The 21,997-nt window shown below is 61.2% G+C and carries 16 protein-coding genes, 1 pseudogene and 1 riboswitch; of the genes and pseudogenes, 8 read left to right on the top strand and 9 right to left on the bottom strand.

Features of this window, described 5'->3' with window-relative positions; translation table 11 throughout:
* Positions 1 to 221 precede the first annotated feature (221 nt).
* Positions 222 to 1,601: an aminotransferase gene (locus tag NKI20_RS30830; protein WP_352837631.1), complete on the bottom strand. Its 1,380-nt coding sequence runs from the start codon at positions 1,599 to 1,601 to the stop codon at positions 222 to 224.
* 98 nt (positions 1,602 to 1,699) lie between these two features.
* On the opposite strand from NKI20_RS30830, the gene NKI20_RS30825 reads away from it, so the two are divergent.
* The 4 genes from NKI20_RS30825 (at position 1,700) to NKI20_RS30810 (ending at position 5,677) form a co-directional block, all read left to right on the top strand.
* Entirely contained in the window at positions 1,700 to 2,581 is an 882-nt protein-coding gene (locus NKI20_RS30825; protein WP_023768618.1) for a transketolase, read from the top strand.
* On the top strand, positions 2,578 to 3,558 hold the full coding sequence (locus NKI20_RS30820; RefSeq protein WP_023747620.1) for a transketolase family protein: 981 nt from the start codon (positions 2,578 to 2,580) through the stop codon (positions 3,556 to 3,558). The genes NKI20_RS30825 and NKI20_RS30820 overlap by 4 nt, the downstream gene beginning before the upstream one ends.
* Positions 3,559 to 3,591: 33 nt before the next feature.
* Positions 3,592 to 4,905, top strand: a complete 1,314-nt coding sequence (locus tag NKI20_RS30815) for an aspartate aminotransferase family protein (RefSeq protein ID WP_023768619.1) — start codon at positions 3,592 to 3,594, stop codon at positions 4,903 to 4,905.
* A gap of 88 nt (positions 4,906 to 4,993) precedes the next feature.
* Positions 4,994 to 5,677, top strand: coding sequence for a GntR family transcriptional regulator (locus NKI20_RS30810; RefSeq protein ID WP_352837628.1), 684 nt, complete (start codon positions 4,994 to 4,996; stop codon positions 5,675 to 5,677).
* Between the two features lie 44 nt (positions 5,678 to 5,721).
* On the opposite strand, the gene NKI20_RS30805 is transcribed toward NKI20_RS30810, so the two are convergent.
* The 7 genes and pseudogenes from NKI20_RS30805 to NKI20_RS30775 all read right to left on the bottom strand — a co-directional run.
* A complete protein-coding gene (locus tag NKI20_RS30805; RefSeq protein ID WP_352837626.1) occupies positions 5,722 to 7,515 on the bottom strand; it encodes a hydantoinase B/oxoprolinase family protein in 1,794 nt (597 codons plus the stop codon).
* A 30-nt stretch (positions 7,516 to 7,545) separates the two neighbouring features.
* Entirely contained in the window at positions 7,546 to 9,606 is a 2,061-nt protein-coding gene (locus NKI20_RS30800; protein ID WP_352837624.1) for a hydantoinase/oxoprolinase family protein, read from the bottom strand.
* A 16-nt stretch (positions 9,607 to 9,622) separates the two neighbouring features.
* Positions 9,623 to 10,612, bottom strand: coding sequence for an ABC transporter permease (locus tag NKI20_RS30795; RefSeq protein ID WP_352837622.1), 990 nt, complete (start codon positions 10,610 to 10,612; stop codon positions 9,623 to 9,625).
* Positions 10,605 to 11,579, bottom strand: coding sequence for an ABC transporter permease (locus tag NKI20_RS30790; protein WP_352837620.1), 975 nt, complete (start codon positions 11,577 to 11,579; stop codon positions 10,605 to 10,607). The genes NKI20_RS30795 and NKI20_RS30790 overlap by 8 nt, the downstream gene beginning before the upstream one ends.
* A complete protein-coding gene (locus NKI20_RS30785) occupies positions 11,576 to 13,078 on the bottom strand; it encodes a sugar ABC transporter ATP-binding protein (protein ID WP_352837618.1) in 1,503 nt (500 codons plus the stop codon). Before NKI20_RS30785 ends, NKI20_RS30790 begins: the two co-directional genes overlap by 4 nt.
* A 74-nt stretch (positions 13,079 to 13,152) precedes the next feature.
* Positions 13,153 to 14,223 carry a TMAO reductase system periplasmic protein TorT gene (gene torT / locus NKI20_RS30780; protein ID WP_352837616.1) on the bottom strand — a complete coding sequence of 357 codons (1,071 nt, stop codon included), beginning with the start codon at positions 14,221 to 14,223 and terminating at the stop codon, positions 13,153 to 13,155.
* Between the two features lie 476 nt (positions 14,224 to 14,699).
* A pseudogene (locus NKI20_RS30775) lies at positions 14,700 to 15,205 on the bottom strand (ISNCY family transposase); the annotation flags it as partial.
* 365 nt (positions 15,206 to 15,570) lie between these two features.
* On the opposite strand from NKI20_RS30775, the gene NKI20_RS30770 reads away from it, so the two are divergent.
* Complete coding sequence (locus tag NKI20_RS30770) at positions 15,571 to 16,323, top strand: SDR family NAD(P)-dependent oxidoreductase (RefSeq protein WP_286461381.1); 753 nt, start codon at positions 15,571 to 15,573, stop codon at positions 16,321 to 16,323.
* Between the two features lie 11 nt (positions 16,324 to 16,334).
* Here the strand turns inward: NKI20_RS30770 and NKI20_RS30765 are convergent, their stop codons facing one another.
* Positions 16,335 to 17,012 carry a GntR family transcriptional regulator gene (locus NKI20_RS30765; RefSeq protein WP_352837615.1) on the bottom strand — a complete coding sequence of 226 codons (678 nt, stop codon included), beginning with the start codon at positions 17,010 to 17,012 and terminating at the stop codon, positions 16,335 to 16,337.
* Positions 17,013 to 17,854: 842 nt separating this feature from the next.
* Here NKI20_RS30765 and hemA point away from each other — a divergent pair.
* The 3 genes from hemA to NKI20_RS30750 all read left to right on the top strand — a co-directional run.
* Positions 17,855 to 19,066, top strand: a complete 1,212-nt coding sequence (gene hemA / locus NKI20_RS30760; RefSeq protein WP_352760692.1) for a 5-aminolevulinate synthase — start codon at positions 17,855 to 17,857, stop codon at positions 19,064 to 19,066.
* Positions 19,067 to 19,636: 570 nt separating this feature from the next.
* Positions 19,637 to 20,941, top strand: coding sequence for an ATP-grasp domain-containing protein (locus NKI20_RS30755; protein WP_352837612.1), 1,305 nt, complete (start codon positions 19,637 to 19,639; stop codon positions 20,939 to 20,941).
* 223 nt (positions 20,942 to 21,164) lie between these two features.
* A riboswitch (TPP riboswitch) is annotated at positions 21,165 to 21,281 on the top strand.
* Between the two features lie 103 nt (positions 21,282 to 21,384).
* The coding region (locus NKI20_RS30750; protein ID WP_352837610.1) for a phosphomethylpyrimidine synthase ThiC at positions 21,385 to 21,997 on the top strand (613 nt) is incomplete at its 3' end.

Below are 21,997 nucleotides of genomic sequence, written 5' to 3'. Positions count from 1 at the left end.
CCGTCTGGCCGCTGTCGGCCTGCACCCATTCGCCGTTGATGAGATTGGCCTGCCGCATGAAATGGCTGGTTTTCTGAAGCATGGTTTAGCCTCCAATATGCAATCAGGATCCTCTATGCTGCGGCTCGCGCCTTAGCGAAGCGCCCTTGTCGCACGGCAGAACGACACGGCCATACGTGCTCGCGCCCAGGCGCGATGTCTCGCCGTCGGGCCCCGGAGGTTCATGTCGACTGGCCGGTCCGCGCATGAGCCGCCGCGGTCTCATCAAGAGCTGCCCGAATGCCGTCAACCATGGCATCAATCTCGTTGGGGGTGATCACATACGGCGGGCAGATCGCCAGCACGTCGCCCATGTTGCGGATCATAACCCCGTGCTCGCGGCACCGCCGCTCGACATCCCTGCCAATCCGGAGCTCCGGCGCGAAGGCGCGACGGGCGGCGCGATCCTCGACGATCTGGATCCCCGCGATAAAACCGCGGCCGCGGACCTCGCCGACGAGCGTATGGTCGCCGAGCGCTTCGGCGAGCGCTGCATGCAGGTACTCGCCGAGGCGGCGCCCCTGGTTCACGAGATCGACCTCGCGGTAGATCCTGATCGCCTCGGCGGCGACGGCGGCTGTCACCGGATGGCCGGAATAGGTGAAACCGTGGCCGAACACGCCGACCTTGTGGGCCTCATCGGCGACGCGCTGGTAAACCTTGTCGGAGATAATGACGCCGCCAATGGGCAGATGACCGGATGAAAGCCCCTTGGCGACCGACAGCATGTCCGGTTCCATGCCAAATGTCTGGCTGCCGAACCAGTTCCCGGTGCGTCCGAAGCCGCAGACCACCTCGTCCGACAGCATGAGGATGTCGTATTTGCGCAGCACCGCCTGAACCTTTGGAAAATAATCCTCCGGCGGTACCAGCACGCCGCCGGCGCCCATGATCGGCTCGGCGATCATCGCGGCAATCGTCTCGGGCCCCTCCGCCAGGATCAGGGCGTCGAGTTCCTGGGCCAGGCGCGTGGCGTAGTCATGCTCCGCCTCGGCCGGCAGACCATCGAGATAGTGAAATGGCCGCGCCGCGAATATGACGGGAAGCGGCGGCAGGTTGAAGGACTTGTGCATATGCGGCAGCCCACTCAGCGCCGCGCCCATGATCGTACTGCCGTGGAAGGCGCCAAACCTGCTGATGATCTTGCGTTTCTCCGGACGGCCCCGCGCGGCCTGGTAATACCAGGCGAGCTTGACCATCGTGTCATTGGCTTCCGAACCGGAGCCGACCAGAAAGACGCGCGCGTTGTCGAACGGCGCCAACGCGGTAAGCTGTTCGACGAGTTCGACGGTGGGCTCATTCGAGCGGTGGTTGAAGGTGTGGTAGACGGCCAGTTTGCGCATCTGGCGGTCAGCCGCGTCGGCCAGCCGGCTGTCGCTGAAGCCAAGCGAGGCGCACCAGAGTCCGCCCATGCCCTCGATATAGCAGTTGCCCGCGTCATCCGTGACGGTCGCGCCTTGGCCGGCCACGATCGTCAACGGACCATGATCCTCATGCAGGCGCGGATCCGTTTGGGAATGAAAGTGCCTGGCCATATCCAGCACGCGCGATTCGTTGTTCATCAAAATTCTCCTTGCGACCAGATAGGCGGTTGCTTCGGCGAGGAATATCTTATAACTTATAAGTTGTCGAGAAAAAATGATCCTGAGAGTGACGTCCAATGGCCAACGCACCCACTCCTTCAAACAACACCCTGCCACCCGACGCGGAGCGGATCGCCCTGTTGCGCGACAGGGCAGAGTTCGTCCGGCTCGAGACGCTGCGCCTCATCCAGATCGCCAAGGTGGGCCACTATTCGTCGGTGTTCTCCTGCGCGGAAATATTCGCCACGCTCTACTACGATGCGATGCGGCTGAGGCGCGGCGAGCCGCAATGGCCGGATCGCGACCGCTTCCTGATGGGCAAGGGACATGCCGCGGTCGGCCTTTACCCGCTGCTGGTCGACTGGGGCTTCTTCTCCAAGGACGTCCTCGATGGCTACACCCGGCTCGGCAATCCGCTTGGCGATCATCCCGACATGCGCAAGGTGCCCGGCGTCGATTTCAGCTCCGGCTCGATCGGCCATGCCCTGTCCGGCGGCCTCGGCATGGTGCTTGGCGGCCGTGCGGCCAACCGGCGCTTCGATGTCTATGTCCTGCTCGGTGACGGCGAGATGCAGGAGGGCCAGGTCTGGGAAGCGGCGCTCTCCGCCGCCCACCATAAGGCCGGCAATCTGATCGCCATCGTCGACCGCAACGGATACCAGCTCGACGGGCAGGTCGACGACATCATCGGCATCGAACCGTTGGCCGACAAATGGGCGGCGTTCGGCTGGCAGGTGCACGAGGTCGATGGGCACGACGTCGTCGCTCTCGCGACGCTGCTGCGACAGTTGAAGGCCGAGGCAGACCGCACCCGGCCCGTCTGCATCATTGCCAAGACCTCCAAAGGCAAGGGCGTTGGTTACATGGAAACCGAACCCGGCTGGCATCTGGGCTATCTCGCGCCATCGGACGAGGCCTTGGCCGCCGAAGAGATCAAGCGTGGAGGCAAAACACAATGAACGGCCCGATCGATACCAACTCCTGGCAGTACCGCCAGATCAACGCGCGTGCGCCTGGCCTGAGTTATCTGGCCAACGCGCTCATTGATCTGGTCGAAGACGGTTATCCGGTCGTGGCCGGTACGGCCGACCTTCAATATTCCAACGGGCTGGTGCGGTTCGCGCAACGCTTTCCCGAACGCTTCACGCAATTTGGCATTTCCGAGCAGAACATGGTTTCGGCTGCTGCCGGCATGGCCAGCACAGGCGCCATGCCGTTCGTCGCTACATTCGCTTCTTTCCTGGCGCTGCTGTGCTGCGAACAGATCAGAACCGACGTCGCCTATTCGGCTCTGCCGGTGCGGCTGATCGGTCATCATGCCGGTATTTCACTCGGCTTCTACGGCACCTCCCACCATGCGACGGAAGATCTTGCCATCATGCGAAGCATCGCCGACCTCACGGTCGTCGCGCCGGCTGACGGCCCGCAACTGGCGGCCGCCGTCAAGGCGTCTGTCAATCATGCCCAGCCAATCTACTTCCGCATTGGCCGCGGCCAGGAACCGCTGGTCTATGAAGACGACGGCGTCGACTTCCAGTTCGGCAAGGCGATCGTTCACGGCGAAGGATCGGACCTGACCATCATCGCCTGTGGCTCGATGGTCCATCCCTCAAGGGAGGCTTACCGCGCGCTGCGCGCGGCGGGCAAATCCGTCGGACTGATCGACATGCATACGGTGAAGCCAATGGATACGAAGGCAGTGCTCTCGGCCGCGGCTCACTCCCGCTTCATTCTAACCATCGAGGAACACAATATCCTGGGCGGTCTGGGCGGCGCCGTGGCGGAAATCCTGGCGGAGGCGGGCAGCCCGGCACGGTTGATACGCCATGGCATCCGCGACGAATACAGCCTGATTGCGCCGCCAACGCATCTCTACAAGCACTACCGGCTGGACGCGGCGGGAATCGAGGCCACCGTTCTTGAAGCCCTCGGCTGAGCCGGCGGACCATAGCCATGCACGGACATTCCGATGACCGATCAGAATAACACCGCCCGACTCATTGAGCGCGCCGGTGCGGTGATGCCGGGCGGATTGCTCAGCCCGAGCCGCAGGCTCGGCGCGCCGCATGTATTTGCCCGGGCGCAGGGTGCGTTTCTCTACGACGTCGACGGACACCAGTACACCGACTTCCATTGCGGCTTCGGCGCCAACGTGCTTGGCCACTGTCATCCGGCGGTGCGCGAACGCATCGCTGCGGTCACGCAGGATATCGATCTTGTCGGTGCGGGAACGATGCGGCTGGAGATCGAGGTGGCGGAGGCGCTGGTCGACTGCATCCCTTGCGCGGATCTCGTCGCCTTCTGCAATTCCGGATCGGAGGCGACCTATCACGCCCTGCGCCTTGCCCGCGCCGCCACCGGTCGCAAGCGCATCATCAAGTTCCAAGGCGGCTATCATGGCTGGCACGACTATGTCGCCATGAACGTACAGTCGCACGCGCAGGCGATCGGCAAGTACGATCCCATCAGTGCTGGCATCCTCGAGGATGCCGCCCGTCACACCATCGTGCTGCCTTACAACGATGCCGGCGCCGTCGAGGATTATCTCAAGGCCAATCCAGGCGATGTCGCGGCGATCATCATCGAGCCAATCGCTCACAATATGGGGTCGGTGATCGCGACGGATGTTTTCCTGCGCGAGCTGCGTCGCCTGACCAGCGATCATGGTGTCGTGCTGATCTTCGACGAGGTCATCACCGGCTTTCGCCACGCGCTCGGCGGCTATCAGTCGATCGCCGACGTCACGCCTGATCTCGCGACCTTCGGCAAGGCGGCCTCGTCAGGCTATCCCGTTGGCGTGGTGGCCGGTCGTCGCGATCTCATGGCGCTCGTCGGCCGGACCGGGGAAGGATCCGTGTTCATGGGCGGTACTTTCAACGGCACGCCGTCGACGCTCGCCGCCATGCAGGCGACGATTGAGGAGCTGTCGAAACCAGGCTTCTACGACCGCCTGTTTGCCCTCGGCGCTTTCATGCGCACGCAGCTGGATGGCATTATCGATCGCCTCGGCCTGCCCGCGCAGAGCGCCGGGTTTGGCTCGGTCTGGCTGATCTATTTCCTCAGCGGTCCTTACCGCGACTACCAGGACTTGCTGGGCAACGACGATGTTTTCGATCTTGCATTCCGCAGAGAGATGGTGGCGAACCGGCTGATCGGCCAGCCGCTTCCGCTCAAGCGTCTCTACCTGTCAGGGAGCCATGACCGGGCGACAGTCGAGAAATCGCTGGATATCATCGAGACAATCCTGCGCAAGCTCTCCGCTGGGAAACCCGCCAGCTCCTAGCCATGTTTCGCAACGGACTTATAGGATATAAGAGCGTCTCGCACTATCCGTTGTCGATTCGGTGCGGCCAAGATTGCAGCGGTGGACCATGAGCACGATGCAGCCAATCGAGCAAGGCAGTCTGTCGGCGAGAACTTATATCTCGCTGCGCGAAGCCCTGATCGCCGGCAATTTCCGGCCCGGCGAAAGACTGTTGATGCAGGATCTGGCGCAACGGCTGGGCACCAGCGTCACGCCTGTGCGCGAGGCCTGTTTCAGGCTCGTCAGCGAGCAGGCGCTGGAACTGCGGTCAGGGCGGTTCATCACCGTTCCAGAGCTGACCCGGTCGCGTTACTGGCAGGTCCGGCTCATTCGCATCGCGCTCGAGGGACTAGCGGCCGAACTCGCCGTTGAGCATGTTTCGGAGAAGGACATTGCAAAACTGGTCGAGATCCATCGCGATTTCGTGGCCGGCGAAACGTCCGGCGATGCTGACCGCGCCCGTCGCGCCAATCGTGAATTCCACTTCGGCGTCTACCGCCTGTCCAAGATGGATATGCTGATCGCCCAGATCGAAAGCCTGTGGGTCTCGATGGGCCCTATCCTTAACGTGTATTATCTGCAGGCCGAGAACGATTACATCGGTGCGGAGGAGCACGAGACGCTGATCGAAGCGTTCCGGACCCGCAACAAGAAGGTGGCGCGTAAGGCGATCGAACGCGACATCGTGCGCGGTGGCATGAACCTGTTGCGGTATTTCGACGAGCAGGACGCGGCCGCCAAGCTGGCGTGATCGAAGCCGCCCCTCATTCGCCGGCGGCTCCTCTCGGTATTGGCTCAGGCCGCCCGAAGGCGCGCGGTGGCGTCCTGGTCGACGACCCAGACGCCCTGCTCGGCGTCCAGCACCAGGGCCACCTTGTAGGATTGGCGAGCCGCTTCGCTCGTCAGCCAGCCGCGGTCAACGCTGGCCGCGACACGGCGGACATCGCGCTTGGTCGGGTCGCCGTAGCCACCGCCGCCACAGGCAACGAACTCGATGCGCTCGCCGGCGCGACACGCCTCCTCATGGAACGCAGGCAATTCCACCAGCTTGCCGTCCGTGCCGCGCTTGGCGCTGCGACTGGCCTTGGCGTCACCGCCGCCGAGCACGCCGCGCGGCGGAAAAGTTGTGCCATCGGCCGAGTAGACCAGTGTCATCTCGTGGTAGACGGGATAGAAGACACCGCCCACCGCGGGAGCGCCCTCGAACTCGCCAATGCCTTGGGTATCCGCCACCACGCCGCGCGATTCAATGATGATGGGATACATGGATTCGTCCACCTCCACGGAATCCAGCGCGATCAGGCCGCCATTCGCCGGCCCGCAATATGTCAACCAGCCGTCATAGCCGTGACGCGCGCCGCCGCCGGCGTAGCCAATGAAGACCTGGTTGACGTAGGGCTGCCCGTCCTTGAACGGATCCTTGCCCGAAATCACCCCGATCCCCGCCGGCAGGTGCGAGCCGCTCTCGGCCTGGCCATAGGGTTCTCCCATCGTCGAGAACACGCAATTGCCGGCGATGATCAACCGGTCGTTGACATTGGTGGTCGCCACCGAGGTGCCTACGGGGTAGCGGGGTTTGCCAACCACGCTTCCCTCCCGCATCAACACCTTGATCCGGCTCTTGGCGCCCTCGTTGTGCGGGATGCCGTCGTCGAGATTGTTGAAGACGCCAATGCGGCACGAGCCCGTGCAGGTGTTTTCCGACAGGTTGAGACCGCCAGGGACGTTATCCATGTTGTCACGCACATCGACCGTGATTTCGCCGGCTTCGGGGTCGACATCGATGGTGATCCTGACCGGGATGCCCTCTTCCGCCACGCCGGGGACCGGGTCATGGCGGACCTCGTAGGTGAACTTGCCCTTCGGCAATTTGGCGATTTCGGCCATGGCGCGACGTGCACCGTAGTCGAACCAGTCCTCGACAAAATCCAGCAGCGTGTCGCGGCCGTATTTTTCAAGCAGTTCCAATAGACGGCGTCGACCGGTCCTGCAGGCGCCGATCTGGGCGCGCACGTCGCCCAGCCAGATGTCTGGAACACGGTTGCGCATCATGCCGATGCGCAGGATGTCCTGCTTCTCCCTGTGCTGTTCGACCACGCGCACGCAGGGAAAGTGGATGCCTTCCTCATAAACGTTCTTGGCGAATGGCAGATAGGTCGAAGGCGTCGGCGCGCCAGTATCGGCGTGATGGGAAAGCGCCACGGCCCAGAACAGCGGCTTGCCATCGAAAAAGATCGGCATCGCCATGATCAGGTCGGCATGATGGGTGCCGCCCGTGTATGGGCAGTTGTTGAGGAAGATGTCGCCGTCGGCGATATCGTCGAACAACTCCGTTATCGGACGGGTCGCCAGATCCATCGACATGACGTGGATCGGCAGCGCGTCCTCGGTGGAAACGAGGCGGTGATCATAGGTCAGGATCGCACAGCTCAGGTCGCGGGCGTTCTTGATCACCGCCGAGCGGCTGGCCCGCATCACGACCAGCGTCATTTCCCGCACGACGGCCTCGAACCGGCTTTTGAGAACCGACATCAGGAACGGATCGACGCGGCGCGTTGGCGTCTCCAGGCGAATGACAGGTGAATTCATTTTATGATGCCTTACTCGGGAAGGTTGGTGTCAATCGACGGTCACGACGATGTTGCCTTGTGGGTCGACGCGCCCGCGGTGTCCGTCCTTGAGGAAGGCGGTGAACGTCGTCGCCTCCACCAGGCATGGCCCATCAAGCGCCGCCCCCGCGCCCAGCTGGTCCATGTCGTAGACGGGCAGAGAGCTCGTCCGCCGGGTTTCATGCAAATAAGCTGACCGATGGGTCTTGGCGACCGGCGCCGTCGCCTGGTCGGCCAGCCTGAAATCCTTCCAGGCATCCTGATTGGCCCGCTTGCCCACCGCGCGCAGCTTCCAGTTGGTGAATTCGACGACGTCGCGGTCGGATCTGATTGAATAAATGCGTTCGTGCATCTGATGGAACGCTTCGATGAGAATTGGCAGTTTCGCCGCGTCGAGACGCGCCTCATTGGCCTCGAAATGGACCTCGATCTCCCAGGACTGGTACTCGTAGCGACCAAGAAAGGAGAACTCGAAACGCCGCAGCTCGGGCTCAACGCCGGCCTGTTCGAGAAATGCTTCGCCCGACACCTTCAACCGCGCCAGGATGTCGGAAACGCCAGCGGCGTCGAAGCGCCGGGTCGAGGTTAGGAAAACCGCGCTTTCCTCGCGCGTTATATCCGAGATCAACCCGCCGAACGCGCTCAACCCAGCCATGAAGCGGGGGATCATGTAGCGTTTCAAGCCCAATATGTCGGCCATCTCGGCGATGTGGATGGCGGTCGCACCGCCGCCGCAGACAAAGAAACTGTCGCGTGGGTTTATGCCCTCGCGAATGGTGATTTCCTCGATGGCCCCGACCATGTTGTGGTTGCTGGTGGTCTGGATGGCGTAAGCTGCGTCGAATACCGAGATGCCGAGCCGCGTCGCGATGCTCGCGACCGCTTTCTCGGCCAGGTCGCGGCTTATCTTGATCCGGCCACCGAGAAAGTAATCCGGGTCAATGATGCCGAGCACGACATTGGCATCGGTGACCGTTGGCTCGGTGCCGCCCGCTCCGTAGCATGCCGGCCCCGGCCGCGCGCCAGCGCTCTGTGGACCGACCCGCAGCAGGCCGCCATCATCGACCCAGGCAATCGACCCGCCGCCGGCGCCAACCGATCTCACATCGACTTTCGCGATGCCCAGCGAATCGTCGTGGATCATGCTGTCCGGGGTGACGATGATCTGGTGGTCACGCAAAGCCGAGACGTCGAAGGTGGTGCCGCCCATGTCACCGACGATGACGTTGGCCTCGTCGCTCAGCGCCAGCGCGGCCATCGGCGCCAGCGTCGGCCCCGACATGACGCTGTAGATTGGCCGCCGCAGCATCTCGGCGGGAGGCATCATTCCACCGACGCAGTTGGCCAGCAGCAGCTCGCCCTGGAAACCAGCCTGCGAAAGTGCCTGCCGCAAGTCCTCGATATAGGTTCGCACGATCGGATTGATCGACGCGTCGATGGCGGCCGCGATGATGCGCTTGTACTCGCGCGACATCGGATTGACTTCATGGCTAAGCGTCACCGGGATCTCCGGCCATGCCTGCGCGATGATATCGCGGACCGTCGTTTCATGGATGGGATTGACGACCGACCAAAGCAGACCGACCGCTATCGCCTCGACCCCATAGCGCCGGAAGTCGGCTATCGCCGCCTCGACATCGGATCTTGACAAAGGCGTGAGCTCCCGCCCGCGCGCATCGACGCGGCCCCGCGCCGTCTTCGTCAGGTGGCGGGGGACGTAGGGCTCGGGATAGTCGAGCCGCCACTGGAAGGCGCCCTTGCGCGGGCCCTCGCGCAGGACGAGGATGTCCTGATGTCCTTCGTTGAGGATCAAACCGACCTTGACGGTCTTGCGCTCGACCAGCGCGTTGGTCGAGACGGTCGAGCCGTGCACGATCAGGTCGATCTTGGTCATGAACGTCGCGGGATCGAGCCCGTATCCGGCGGCCGCGACGTGCAGCACGTTGATGAACCCCTTCTCGAATTCGCCGGGGGTCGTCGGCGATTTGAAGATCGAGATTTTCCCACCGGGCTCGGAAACCAGGCAATCGGTGAAGGTTCCGCCGATATCGATGCAGACTTGATAAGCCATTTAAGGTCCGAAGCTGTTAGCGTTTCTTGTGATCGCGGCCCAGTATCAGGCTGGCCAGAATGATGAGGCCCAAAAGAACCTGCTGCAGATAGCCGTCGACCTGCATGAGATTCATGGCGTTGGAAATGATCGTGATGAACAGGGCACCCAGCAGAGCCGCGGTGACGCCTCCCTCTCCGCCGCTCAGCCGCACGCCACCGACCACCGCCGCCGCTATCGATTCCAGGGTCAGGTTGCCGCCGAGATTGGGCTCGCCCGATCCGGTGCGCGCGGTGAGCAGCATGGCGCCAATCGCGGCCAGCAGCGAGCAGACCACGTAGTCGATCGCAACGACGCGTCCGGTTCGAACGCCCGCCGCCTTCGCCGCGCGAGGATTGGCGCCGATGAGATACAGGCCGCGGCCGAACACGGTGAAGCGCAGGACCAGGAAGAGCAGTGCGAAACACAGCGCGGCGAACAGGATGGGCACCGGAATGCCGATCAGCCGTCCCTCCGCCAAGGCCTCCGTGAAGGCTTCGGGAATGCCCGGCACGGGAAAGCCGCCGCTGACGGTTGACGCCAGCGCCATGACAATGTTGGCCATGCCGAGCGTCGTCACCAACGGGTTGATGCCGACACCGGCGATGAGGAAGCCGTTCAGCCCGCCGATCAGCAGCCCGACGCCGAGGCCGGCGGCGATTCCCCACAGGATGGGCGTATCGCCGCTTCCGGTCATCGCCATCGCCGATATGACGCTGACGAGCGAGACGGTAAAACCAAGCGAAAGGTCGAAGCCGCGCGTCAGCAGCACCATGGTCTGCGCCATGGCGAAGAGTGCGAGATAGCTGGTCTGGATCGCGATGTTCCAGAGATTGCCGCTTGAAACGATGCGCGGGTCGAGCAGACCGAGAACCAGCAGGGCCAGGAATACAAGCCCCGGCAGCTTGGCCTGCGCCGCGAACTGGCGGATGTCCGGGCGAGCGCGGTCAAGAACAACCGGAGCCGCCATGTCTGGACGATCAGACATTGGCCCGCCTCCCCTGAACAATTCGGTCGAAAGCCAGTGCGCCGATGAGCACCGAACCCAGCACTAGCGTCTGGAACTTGCTGTCGATCTGCGTGAGGTTCATCGCATTGGCGATGATCGCCAGGCACAGCGCCGCCATGGCGACGTTCTCGGCGCGGCCTGAGCCGCCGCGCAATGAAACACCGCCGATCACCGCCGCGGCGATCGTCTCCAGTCCGAGCGTCCCGCCGATCGTCGACTGGCCAGAGCCGATGCGAGCGGTGATCAGGACGCCGGTGAGCGCGGCCAGGAGACCGGAGAGCACATAGGCGGTAATCAGCACACGGTGAGTCCGCACGCCCGACAGCCGGGCGGCGCCGACATTGCCGCCGACGGCGTAGAAGTGGCGCCCGAGCGCGGTCCGACGCTGCAGAATGATGGCGATGGCGATCACCGCGATCGCCAGCAGCAAGACCGGCGGCAGGCCAAGCACCTGCCCTCGCCCGATGGCATCGACGAAGGCGTCGGAAACGCCATAGATCGGGATGCCCTGCGTGTAATAGAGCGTAATTCCCGCGACGATCGACAACGATGCCAACGTCACCATGAAAGGTGATAGGGAAAGCCGCGCCACCAGCGTGCCGTTTACCAGGCCAACACAGGCGCCGCTGGCCAAGGCCAGCGCTACGGGCACCAGCAGCTGGAGCCCATGCGCATCGGGCATCGCGGCCATCGCCGCGGCTGTGACCACGGACGCCAACGCCATGGTGGCGCCGACCGACAGATCAAAACCGCCCGTGGTCATGACGATCATCTGGCCGATCGCCGGAACCGCCAGGAAGGAGAAATTGCGCAGGACGTTGAGGATGTTCAGGCGGTTCAGAAAACGCGGTTCGATGATCGCGGCCGCCGCCGCGACCGCGACCAGAAGCAGGATGACGATCCCGCCTGTTTCCAGAAAACGGCGCCGCAGCGTGTCAGGGCTCATGCTGCCTCCGTGGCGCCGGTTTCGGCGTCGAAATAGTGACGCAGCACAGTCGCCTCGGTGATGCCGTCGGCTTTGAGTTCGGCGACTATGCGCCCTTCGCGCATGACATAGACGCGGTTGGCAAGGTGAACGAGCTCTGGCAGTTCGGACGATGACAGCAGAATAGCCGCGCCATTCTCCACCAGGCTTTTCATCAGCCGGTAGACCTCGCTTTTGGCGCCGACGTCGATGCCGACCGTCGGTTCATCGAAGATATGGACCGAGACCGGGCGCATCAGACCGCGCGCCAGCACGAGCTTCTGCTGGTTTCCTCCCGAAAAGGACGCGGCCGCGCGTTCGGGGGCCATCGGTCGCAGACCCAGTGTCTTCAACGGCGCGGCTATCGCCCGGCGCTCGCGCCATGACTTGAGCAGTCCGGCCTGGGACAGTCTCGGGTCGTCAAGCGCGGCCATGGTCACGTTCTCGCGGCCCGGACGGCCAAGCGCCAGTCCCTCGGCGCCGCGATCCGCTGGATAGTAACAAAGTCCGGCGCGCAACATGCTGTGCGGGGCTGGCGCTCTTACCACCGCGCCATGGAGTTCGATCTCACCGGACGTCACACGTTCCAGGCCGAACACGGCTCGGCAAAGTTCGCTGCGGCCGCAGCCAACCAGGCCCGCCAGGCCGACGATTTCGCCAGCCCTGACCATGATGGAGGCATCCGATAGGGTACCGGAGACACTGATCCCCCTGGTCGCCAGCACGATTTCGGCGGGGCGCTGGCTGATTGACGGATACAGTCGTTCGACCGGCTGGCCGACCATCATCTCGATCAGGGTCGCGTCGGATGCCGCGGCGATGGCCACTGTGTCGATCTTGCGCCCTCCTCGCAGCACCGTGACACGGTCCGCGAGCCGACGGATCTCCGCCATGCGGTGCGACACATAGATGATACCGACGCCCCGCGCCTTGAGGCCTGCGATGGCGGCGAACAGTTTTTCCGCCTCACCGTCGGTAAGCGACGCGGTCGGTTCGTCCAGGATGAGGATTTTGGCATCCGAAAGCATGCCTTTGGCAATCTCGACCATCTGCTTTTGCGCCCGGGTCAGCGTTTCGATCTTGCTGTCCAGCTCGACGTGGAAGCCAATGTCGCGGAAGCGTTCTTCCGCGCGGGCACGCATCGCGCGCCGGTTCAGGAAAAGCCTTCCCTTGATCTCGCGTCCAAGAAACAGGTTCTCCTCGACCGTGAGGTCGGGGACGAGACTGAATTCCTGGAACACAGCCGCCACCCCGGCATCGCGGGATTTCTGCGGGGTCAGCGCGGAAACGGTTTGGCCATCTATCCGGCACGAGCCTTCGGTCCAGCCATACGTTCCCGCTATCAGGTTGATGAGCGTCGACTTGCCGGCGCCGTTTTCACCGAGAAGGGCATGGACCTCACCGCTCAACAGCGAGAAGTCGACGCCGTCAAGCGCCACCACACCCCCGAAACGCTTCGTCATACGTGTAAGTTCAAGCATCGCTGACACCACCGAACTCGAAGCAAAACGGGCGGCAGGCCAAGGCCGAGGTCTACCGCCCATCGAAGATGTGGCTATTGTACCGAAAATTCAGGCTTCCACCCAACGGGCGCGAAAATCTGCGTCGGGTCGATTTTGTCGACGTTGTCCTTGGTCACGATACCCGGCGCGACCAGCAGAACCTTCTCATAGTCCTTCTTTTCCAAGGCGCGCACCGCGAGGTCGACGCTGATGCGGCCCATCATGACCGGATACTCGGCGGCAAAGCCAAGCACCTTGCCTTCCTTGACCAGCTTCAGCATCGTCTGGTTCTCGTAGGACGACATGATCACGACATCGTCGCGGCCGGCGTCGGCGACGGCACTGACGGCCGCTTCGGCCGCCGCTGCCCCGCCCCAGATGACATTGAGATCCGGATAGGTCTGCAGGGCGTCCTCGACGATGCGCAGGCTTTGCGGAACGCCGGGCTCACCATAGAGCTCGGCCGCGAGCTTGATGTTGCCGGTTTTGGTGCTGTCGCGAAAGCCCGCCATATAGCTCTCCGCCCAACCCGATCCCTGCGGACCCGGCAGGCCGATCGCGGTCGTCTTTTTGTCGCCGAGATACTTCTTGAGGTACTCACCCTCCTGAAAGCCCTTCTGGTAGGTATCGGGAGTGATGCGTGCGGTGATCGGAGTTTCCAAGATGGGATTAGCGACGGCGATCTGGACAAGGCCTTTGGCGTCGCCCTCCTTCAGCTTGGCCGCCAGGCCGGCTTCCGAGATGGCTGCGACGAGGATGCCCTGGGCACCGGATGCGACGCAATCGTCGTATTGCGACAGCTGCTTGGGCAGCGCGTCATAGCCGCCAGCCTGCAGCACCGTCACCTTGACACCCAGGCGCTTTGCTTCTTCGACGATGCCGTAGTCGACCGAGACCCAGTAGCTGTCCTTGAGGTGCGGAAACAAGACGCACAGGTTCCAGGGCTTCTCGGCCTTTTCCAGCGGCACATAGTCGAGTGCCTCGACTTTTTTCAGATCGCCGCCCTTGGCCGAGTTGATCTTGAAGGGCCACCAATCCTTGGCCTGGGCGGCGTTGGGCAGGACGGCCACGCCGGTGACGAAAGCCGCCGCGAGCATGGATCGGAAAGCGTGATTCTTGGTCATGTGATTCCCCATTTTCGTGTGTTCCCGGGTCCGGCGCCGGCGCTTTCGCCGGCTCCGCGGTCTGCCTTGGGAGCAGAGGCTTGCTGGCGGATCGTAGTACCGTCTAGGCGAGTTCGCCTTCAGGGCCATCCGCGCCGTTGTTCATTTTCACAGCGCTACCGTACTACTTATAAGTTATAAGTCAATAGGGTTTTCATTAGCCGGTGCTCAGCCGGGAAAGTGTCTTCAATCGCGGTTTCGCTGCCTCGACCGGGATCACAATCCATTTGACGAAAGACGAGGTCGGAGACAGCAGCCATGCAACTGGCCGCGGCGATGTGGGCTTCCTCGCGACCGACCGGTATGCGGCTTGTCGATCGAGTTGCCTGACATCAAGCGCCGGCGAATAAGTCAAAGCGATCAGCGTGGCCTTCGAATACAGAGCCATTGGTCAGCAGCCGCACTTCGCTATCGACCAAATCGTCATAGTGTCTTTAGGGAGGAGATGTGCCCAGTGCATTCGCGTGCTGCAACAGCCGCGCTGAACCGCACCGCAGCGTGCCATAACACGCTGCGGTCGGATGATTGTTGAAATGACGGTTCCCCGCGCACGACCGTGCCGCTTTCCAACTTCTCTCGTCTGGCGCTTGCCAGCCTGAGTTCTTCCTAGAGGTCGGCGCCCGGATTGCGGGTGTTGTCTTGCGACTTCATTCTCCCGGCAGCCGGGCAAAGGCCCGCAACGTGGAGGCTTCTAAATGGAACGCGGGTTCCCGATGCTTAGTGGGTGGTGCTGCTTGAGCAGGGGCAGGGCAGCACAGCCTCCGCCGGCAAGCCGTCGCGGCCGGTTCCCTTGATGGCGTGCCGGCGCAAGTCCCGCGTCACCAGGCTCGCAAATCGCGATGCACGTCCAGCCATTGCGACATGGTTTTGCCAGCTGAGAGGCCGATCCCGTGTGCGGCGAACAGTCGAAACACTGATTGGTCGGTGTGCGTTCTTGGCGTATTGTGCAGCACTTCTGGCATTACTGGCCTTGCGGGGATGACGAGTCGGTCATGCGACAGTATGCATGTCCCTATCGGAATAGCCGGTCCGCCTTATCGGTCGTCACACCCGCATATCGCTCCGCTTCTAGGGAACACCCCATCACGCGAGGAAAGACATGGCCACATGCGCAGTATCGCCAATCCAGCCGTTGGGCCGACGGCCCGGCGCTTGGGCCAGTCCACCGGCTTTAACCTGCGTCACAATTGATCCACTGATCCTAGGTGACGACAACGTTGTTCGTCATGATTTGATGGGGCGGGGATTGGCCCAAAAGCGAGCCCCCCAAACTGTGCGGTTGCCAAATACGTAATGGAGTGAATTGGAATGATCATCGTAACAGGCGCCACGCACGGGATTGGGCGGGCCTGCGTGGAGAAACTTGCGTCTGCCGGTTCCAGAGTGGTGGCGACCGGCCGAGATGCAGAAGCGGGCGCGGCGCTCGAACGCGCCAATCACGGTGTCACGTTCGTTGCCGGTGACATTATCCGTGAAGACGATTGCCGCCGTGTCGTCGACCGTGCGCTTGAACTTGGCAACGGCCGGCTCGCGGGGCTCGTGAACAATGCCGGCATGTCGAAGCGCATTGCCTTCGCCACCGCCACCCAGGACGATTGGGATGAGGTCCTTGCGGTTAATGCACGCAGCGTCTTTTTCTTCATCCGTCATGCGCTGGACGGCTTGCGGCTCGGGAGGGGTTCAGTCGTCAACATGGCCAGCATCGCCGGAAAGACGGGCGAAGAAGGGCTCGCTGCCTACTGCGCCTCAAAGGCCGCGGTCATCGGGCTGACGCAGGCCCTCGCGCTGGAGTTCGGCGAGGAGATCCGCTTCAACGCTGTCTGCCCCGGCCAGATCGAAACACGCATGATGGGCAACATCATAAGCGATGCACTGCGCAAGAAGCAGCTCGAACTGCGGATCCCTGCCAACCGCTTCGGTGCCCCTGAAGAGATCGCTGATGTGGTCGCTTGGTTACTTTCGAATCAATCGAGCTATGTCAACGGCACGGTGGTGACTGTAGACGGCGGGGAAACAGCCGGCCTGCGCACACCGCGCGTCGCGCAGATCGATGGTGCTTAGGGCAATTCAGCTCAGCCGGAGCCGCGCTCGTCGAAATAGCGCAGAAAACCATGTGAGCCTCGCTGGATGTCGTTCTCGATCGCCTCGCGGGCCCTCTTCCTGTCGCCAGTCCTCAAGGCCTCGATGAGATGGTCATGTTCTTCCGCGCCGGTGTACCCGCGCGGAATTTCCCGGTCGTAAACGTTAAGGATTGGACCCATCGAGGCCCACATGCTTTCGATCTGTCCGATCAGCATCGGCATACGCGACAGGCGGTAGACGCCGAAGTGGAAAGCGCGATTGGAGGATCGCGCTTCCTTGATATTACCGGCCTTATGGCTCTCTACAAATGAGGCGCGGAAGGTCTCAAGCTGTTCGAGATCGGCGGGGGCAAAATGGTCGGCAGCGTGTTCTGCCGCAAGCCCTTCAAGTGCCACGCGGATCAGCTTGATCTGAATGTAGCGGGCGCGGCTGAGGTCTGGCACCGCGGCGAACCTGCCGGAGCGCAACTCGAGCGCCTGCTCGCTGACGAGCCGCAGACAGGCTTCGCGCACCGGCGTAATGCTGGTTCCGAGCTGCCCGGCAAGATCCTGCATAAGGAGACGATCGCCCGGCGCGAAATTGCCGATGATCAAGCCATCCCGCACCTTGCTGTAAATCCGCGCGGACAGGCTGCCCATCTCCTCGGGCTGCATCTTCATAGGGCCCATGGGACTCCCCTCGCCTCTGCTGCAGCTCTATGGAAATGTCGATTGACGCGTTTCACTACGTTTATAAGTTATAATCGCTGCCTATATTTCGTTATGCAGCGGCAGACAAGTACGTGCACGTTAATTGTCTGCAGCAAACATGTCCGTTTTCATAATTATTTGTGAAATTTTGTTTCATATAAAAACAAGGAGACCCTTCTTTTCCGATTCTGACAATGGAATGTGACGACAGAAAAAGGCGCGATCTCATCTGCGTGGCATGAGTTGGTGTGCGAGAGATGATGACATCTGAAGGAGCCGGGAAGCTTACATGTCAATTTCCAGTCTGATGGGCAGAAATTTCCGATTCTGAGGCGACTCCGAACCGGCTGGACCGACGATGACGTCGGCACCGTCAAGATGATCCGGCAGGCCAGCACGTCCAAAAGCTGCGTATGGCGTTTGCAGAGCGTTTCGCCGCCGAAGGGCTTCAAGGGCTGTTGCGCGACAAGACGCGGCCCTCGCGCATTGCGGCTCTCGGGCCCGAAAGCCCGCCGAGCGCAGCTCTGACAAGGCCGCGACAGGAATCGAACGACGACTGGCCAGAATTATGAAATCGCTTGCGACACTCATGCAATTTCAGACATTTCAGTAACAAATAGATTTAACATTCTCTTCACTTGCACTTTGGGGCGCGTTACCCGAATTAGCTGGAGCGGCCGAAACCCCCGCAAGATCAAGCGCGTAGTCGAAATCCAATCTTGCTGGTGCTTGTCGAGGGATGCGACGCGATGGGCCGGCGCAGGTGCGCTGTGAAGCAGCACTGAGCGCGCCGAAAAACGGCTTCCCAACAGGAGATTGATTTGGATTATGTGCAGTATTTCGCCGGAAGAATCGAGCAACTCAAAGGCCGTGGCGGGTATCGTGAATTTGCCGATCTGGAGCGTCAGTCTGGCAACTTCCCAAAGGCCTGGCTCAATAGGCCCGACGGCCGAAAAGAGATAACCATTTGGTGCACTAATGATTATCTCGGTATGGGGCAGCACCCCAAAGTGCTATCGGCAATGAAGCGCGCCATCGATGCCAACGGCGCAGGATCGGGAGGATCCCGCAACATTGGTGGCACCAACCATTATCACGTGTTGCTCGAGCGGGAGCTTGCAGCTTTCCACAACAAGGAAGCAGGATTGATTTTTGTTTCCGGCTTCAGCTCAAACGATTCATCATTGAGTACATTGGCATCTTTGATGCCGGACACAATTATATTTTCTGACGCGCACAACCACGCTTCAATTATTAGTGGATGCCGCAACAGCCGGGCCGAAAAGCGCGTCTTCCAGCATAACGACGTTGCGCATTTGCGGGAGCTTCTGCGCAGCGTAAATCCTGCAAGACCCAAGATCATTGTTTTTGAATCGGTATATTCAATGGACGGTGACATTTCACCGATCAAAGATATCTGTGACATGGCGGACGAATTTGGCGCAATGACGTTTCTGGATGAAGTTCATGCATCGGGAATGTACGGTCCGAAAGGCGCCGGCATTGCCGCGGAACTTGGCATCATGGATCGTCCAACCATCATCGAAGGGACGCTAGGTAAGGCGTTCGGCTCGATGGGGGGTTATGTGACCGGACCTGCCTCCATTGTTGACAGCATACGAAGCTTCTCGATCGGTTTCATTTTCACCACGGCGCTTGCGCCAGCGCTAGCGGCTGGTGCGCTGGCAGCGCTGCGCCATCTTCGCGATTCAGATTCAGAACGAATTGATCTGCACCGGAAAACGAAACTTTTAATCGGATTGCTGAAAGAGGCGGGCATCCCCGTCATGCCGACCCGAAGCCACATCATTCCTGTGCCTATTGGTGATCCATTCCGTTGCAAGGAAGCGTCCCGCCAGCTTCTGGATCAGCATGGAATATACGTTCAGCCAATTCTGGCGCCGAGTGTTCCGGTGGGAACCGAGCGGTTCAGGGTGACGGTTACGCCTGCCCATAGTACGACAGATATTCGGACGTTCGTCGATGCGCTCAGGCAGGTTCTGCTGCGGGACAATCTTGGCAAGGCTGCCTAATGTAAATGCTGGGAACGACAGGGCGCGCAGCCTCAGACCTGATTATATCAGCCGGGCTCGCCGAGGTGGAAGCGGCGGTCAGCGATCCGGTTCTGACGCCCGATCGCATCTTCGAATGTCATCGGAAAGCAGTTCCGTAACCCGCAATGACAGCTTTCGCGATCTTAAATGATGTGACTCCATGATTGAATGGGGCCGTTTGACGACTCGCTGCTTACACATCGGGCCGGTTCCAGATTCAGGGCTCACCATGAGCCGGTATGACCAGAGCGCATGTTCTTGTGCTGCGAGTTTGATGTGGCTTGGCGTGCCCTACCCGAGGGGTAGGTCACGCCCAGGCCCACGGGATCACACACCAACCCCAGCTAACCTGGTTTGAACGGAGCAAGCCTCCGACGCCGCCCTAATCAAAAACGCTGCAACAGATCCTTCAAATCAATTTACAAGATTTTTACAACCGTCAGTCGTTGACAATGGTACGGCACCCCGAGTCTGAGGTCCGGCACGGCCACAAAAGTGACACCGGTACCCTCGGACCGCCGCCAGCACGCAACATCGGGATTAACAGCAATGGTAAGAAGAAGAGCGCTCATATTGGTCGAAGGCCATAGGGGTACTGGTCAGCTATACGTCCAAGCGGCTCAGTGTCTTGGTCTTCATCCAATTACTCTGACGGCTGATCCACCTCGGTACGACTATCTTTCGGCGGAAAACGTTGAGGCAATCCGTGTCGACACTGGCAATCTCGAAGCGTTGGTCCGCGAAAGTTCGCGGCTGCGTGCTACCCACGACATTGCTGGCATTACTGGCTTTGCCGGGGACCATGAATCGATCTATGCGACAGTTGGCAAGCTTTGCCGGCATTTCGATCTACCGGGACCGAACCCTGAATCGATTGAACGAAGCTGCGACAAATTCAAGCAACGCCAACTCCTCGCGCAGGCCGGCGTTCCAATACCGGCCTATCGGTTGGCAGCGAATGCGGCGGAGGTAGAAAGCTCGGCTGCAGAGATCGGCCTGCCCGCGATTCTTAAGCCGGCAGTAGGCAGCGGCAGCATGGGTGTCCGATTGTGCCGCAGCCTCGAAGACGTAGCCGAACATACGACCCATCTATTGGGCGGAAAGCACATATGGCGGTCTACACCGAAAATACTCGTCGAAGAATTCGCACAGGGCCCGTTCTATAGCATTAATGTTATGGGGAATGAGGTCGTTGCGATTTGCGCCAATGACTTTGGTCCCCTCCCCCATTTCGTCATACGTGAGGTGACGTATCCGGCCCTGCTAACCGATCAGGAGCGTGAGCGCATCGCCGATGTTTCGCTGAGCTGTTTGCGGGCTCTCGGCCTTGGCTGGGGGCCAACTAACATTGAACTCCGGTGCACGAAACGCGGTCCAGTTGTCATTGAAGTCAATCCGCGTCTTAGTGGCGCGCCCGACCCTCAACTGGTCCAGTTAGCTTACGGTGTCGACCTCGTCACCGAGCACATCAAGCTTGTCATTGGCGAGGAATGGGATCTGCGCAAAAAGCATTCGCATACTGCGGCCGCGCGATTCCTGCTTCCTGATCAAGATGGCACCCTCGACTGGATTGGTGGCGACACTCAGGCAGCTGCTATATCAGGTGTGGCCGAGGTCAAATTGAATGTTGAACCCAAGACACCGATCGTCAGGAAGGGGGATTTCCGAGACTGGATTGGACATGTCATTGCCACTTCGCCCAGCCGTGCTGAAACCGAGGGCGCCCTTCAGCGAGCGGTCGACTTGATCGAATGGTCGATCACCCCTTTTCCGGCGACAATAAGAGGTGATCGAGAGCACGATGTTTGTGGGGCGTTCGGGCGGCCCACCAGTTCTGTTCCGATCAGGCATTGACGGCTTAAGATCCTTGAAACGCAGCAGTTCCGTCTACGTCAATGTCACATCAAGTTTGACGAGGCAAATGCAGCTTTGGCCACACCTGCCTTGTCTCCCGCGGAACTTCTCCGCGACCCATGGCGAGGCCGTCGGCCCAATTTGGGCCCAATTTGAATGCCGCCCACCGCCGCCGCAGGACGAACATGCGCTTGACAAGACAACGCCGGCCCGTTCAACTTGAGGCATTCACCAGGGGAGTCCCGGCAAGGGGCTGAGATACTGCTGGCTTTCGCGGCGCAGTGACCCGTTGAACCTGATCCAGTTCATACTGGCGTAGGGACGGTGCAAGCGCTCTGCGGGAGTTCACGCCCGAGGTCCTGTTTCGGCAGGTCGACAGAAGCGTCTTTTCATCCTTCCGGCACAGAACTGGGTCTCCAATGCATGAGCAAAGGAGCCTCAAGATGAATGCCCTCACCCCAGCCGTCTCAACGGGGCCGCTGCCTGCTTCGCGTAAGATCCACAAGCCCGGTGCCATCCACCCGCAGATCAGGGTGCCGATGCGCGAAATCTCCGTCCATCCGACAGCCGGCGAACCGCCCGTCACCGTCTACGATCCGTCGGGCCCCTATACCGATCCGGCTGTCGAAACCAGCATCGAAAAAGGCCTGGCCCGGCTTCGCCACGAATGGATCTTGGCGCGCGGCGATGTCGAGGTCTGCGACGGCCGCCATGTCCGGCCGGAGGACAACGGATTCGCGACGGGCGAACGCCTGACGCCAGAATTTCCCATCCGCCACCGACCGCTCAGGGCCAAAGCAGGCAAGGCGGTGACGCAGCTTGCCTACGCGCGCGCCGGCATCATCACACCCGAAATGGAGTTCGTCGCCATCCGCGAGAACCTTGGTCGCGAGATCCTGCGCGGCAAGCTTGAGCGCGACGGCGAGGCTTTCGGCGCGACGCTGCCCGATTTCGTCACGCCCGAATTCGTGCGTGACGAGGTGGCGCGCGGACGGGCGATCATTCCCGCCAACATCAACCATCCCGAGAGCGAGCCAATGATCATCGGCCGCAATT

This window comes from Mesorhizobium sp. M0830 (assembly GCF_040319965.1).
Classification (GTDB): Bacteria; Pseudomonadota; Alphaproteobacteria; order Rhizobiales; family Rhizobiaceae; genus Mesorhizobium.
Note: the sequence above shows the minus strand (reverse complement) of the source record. Positions and strands in the feature narration are given on the sequence as shown.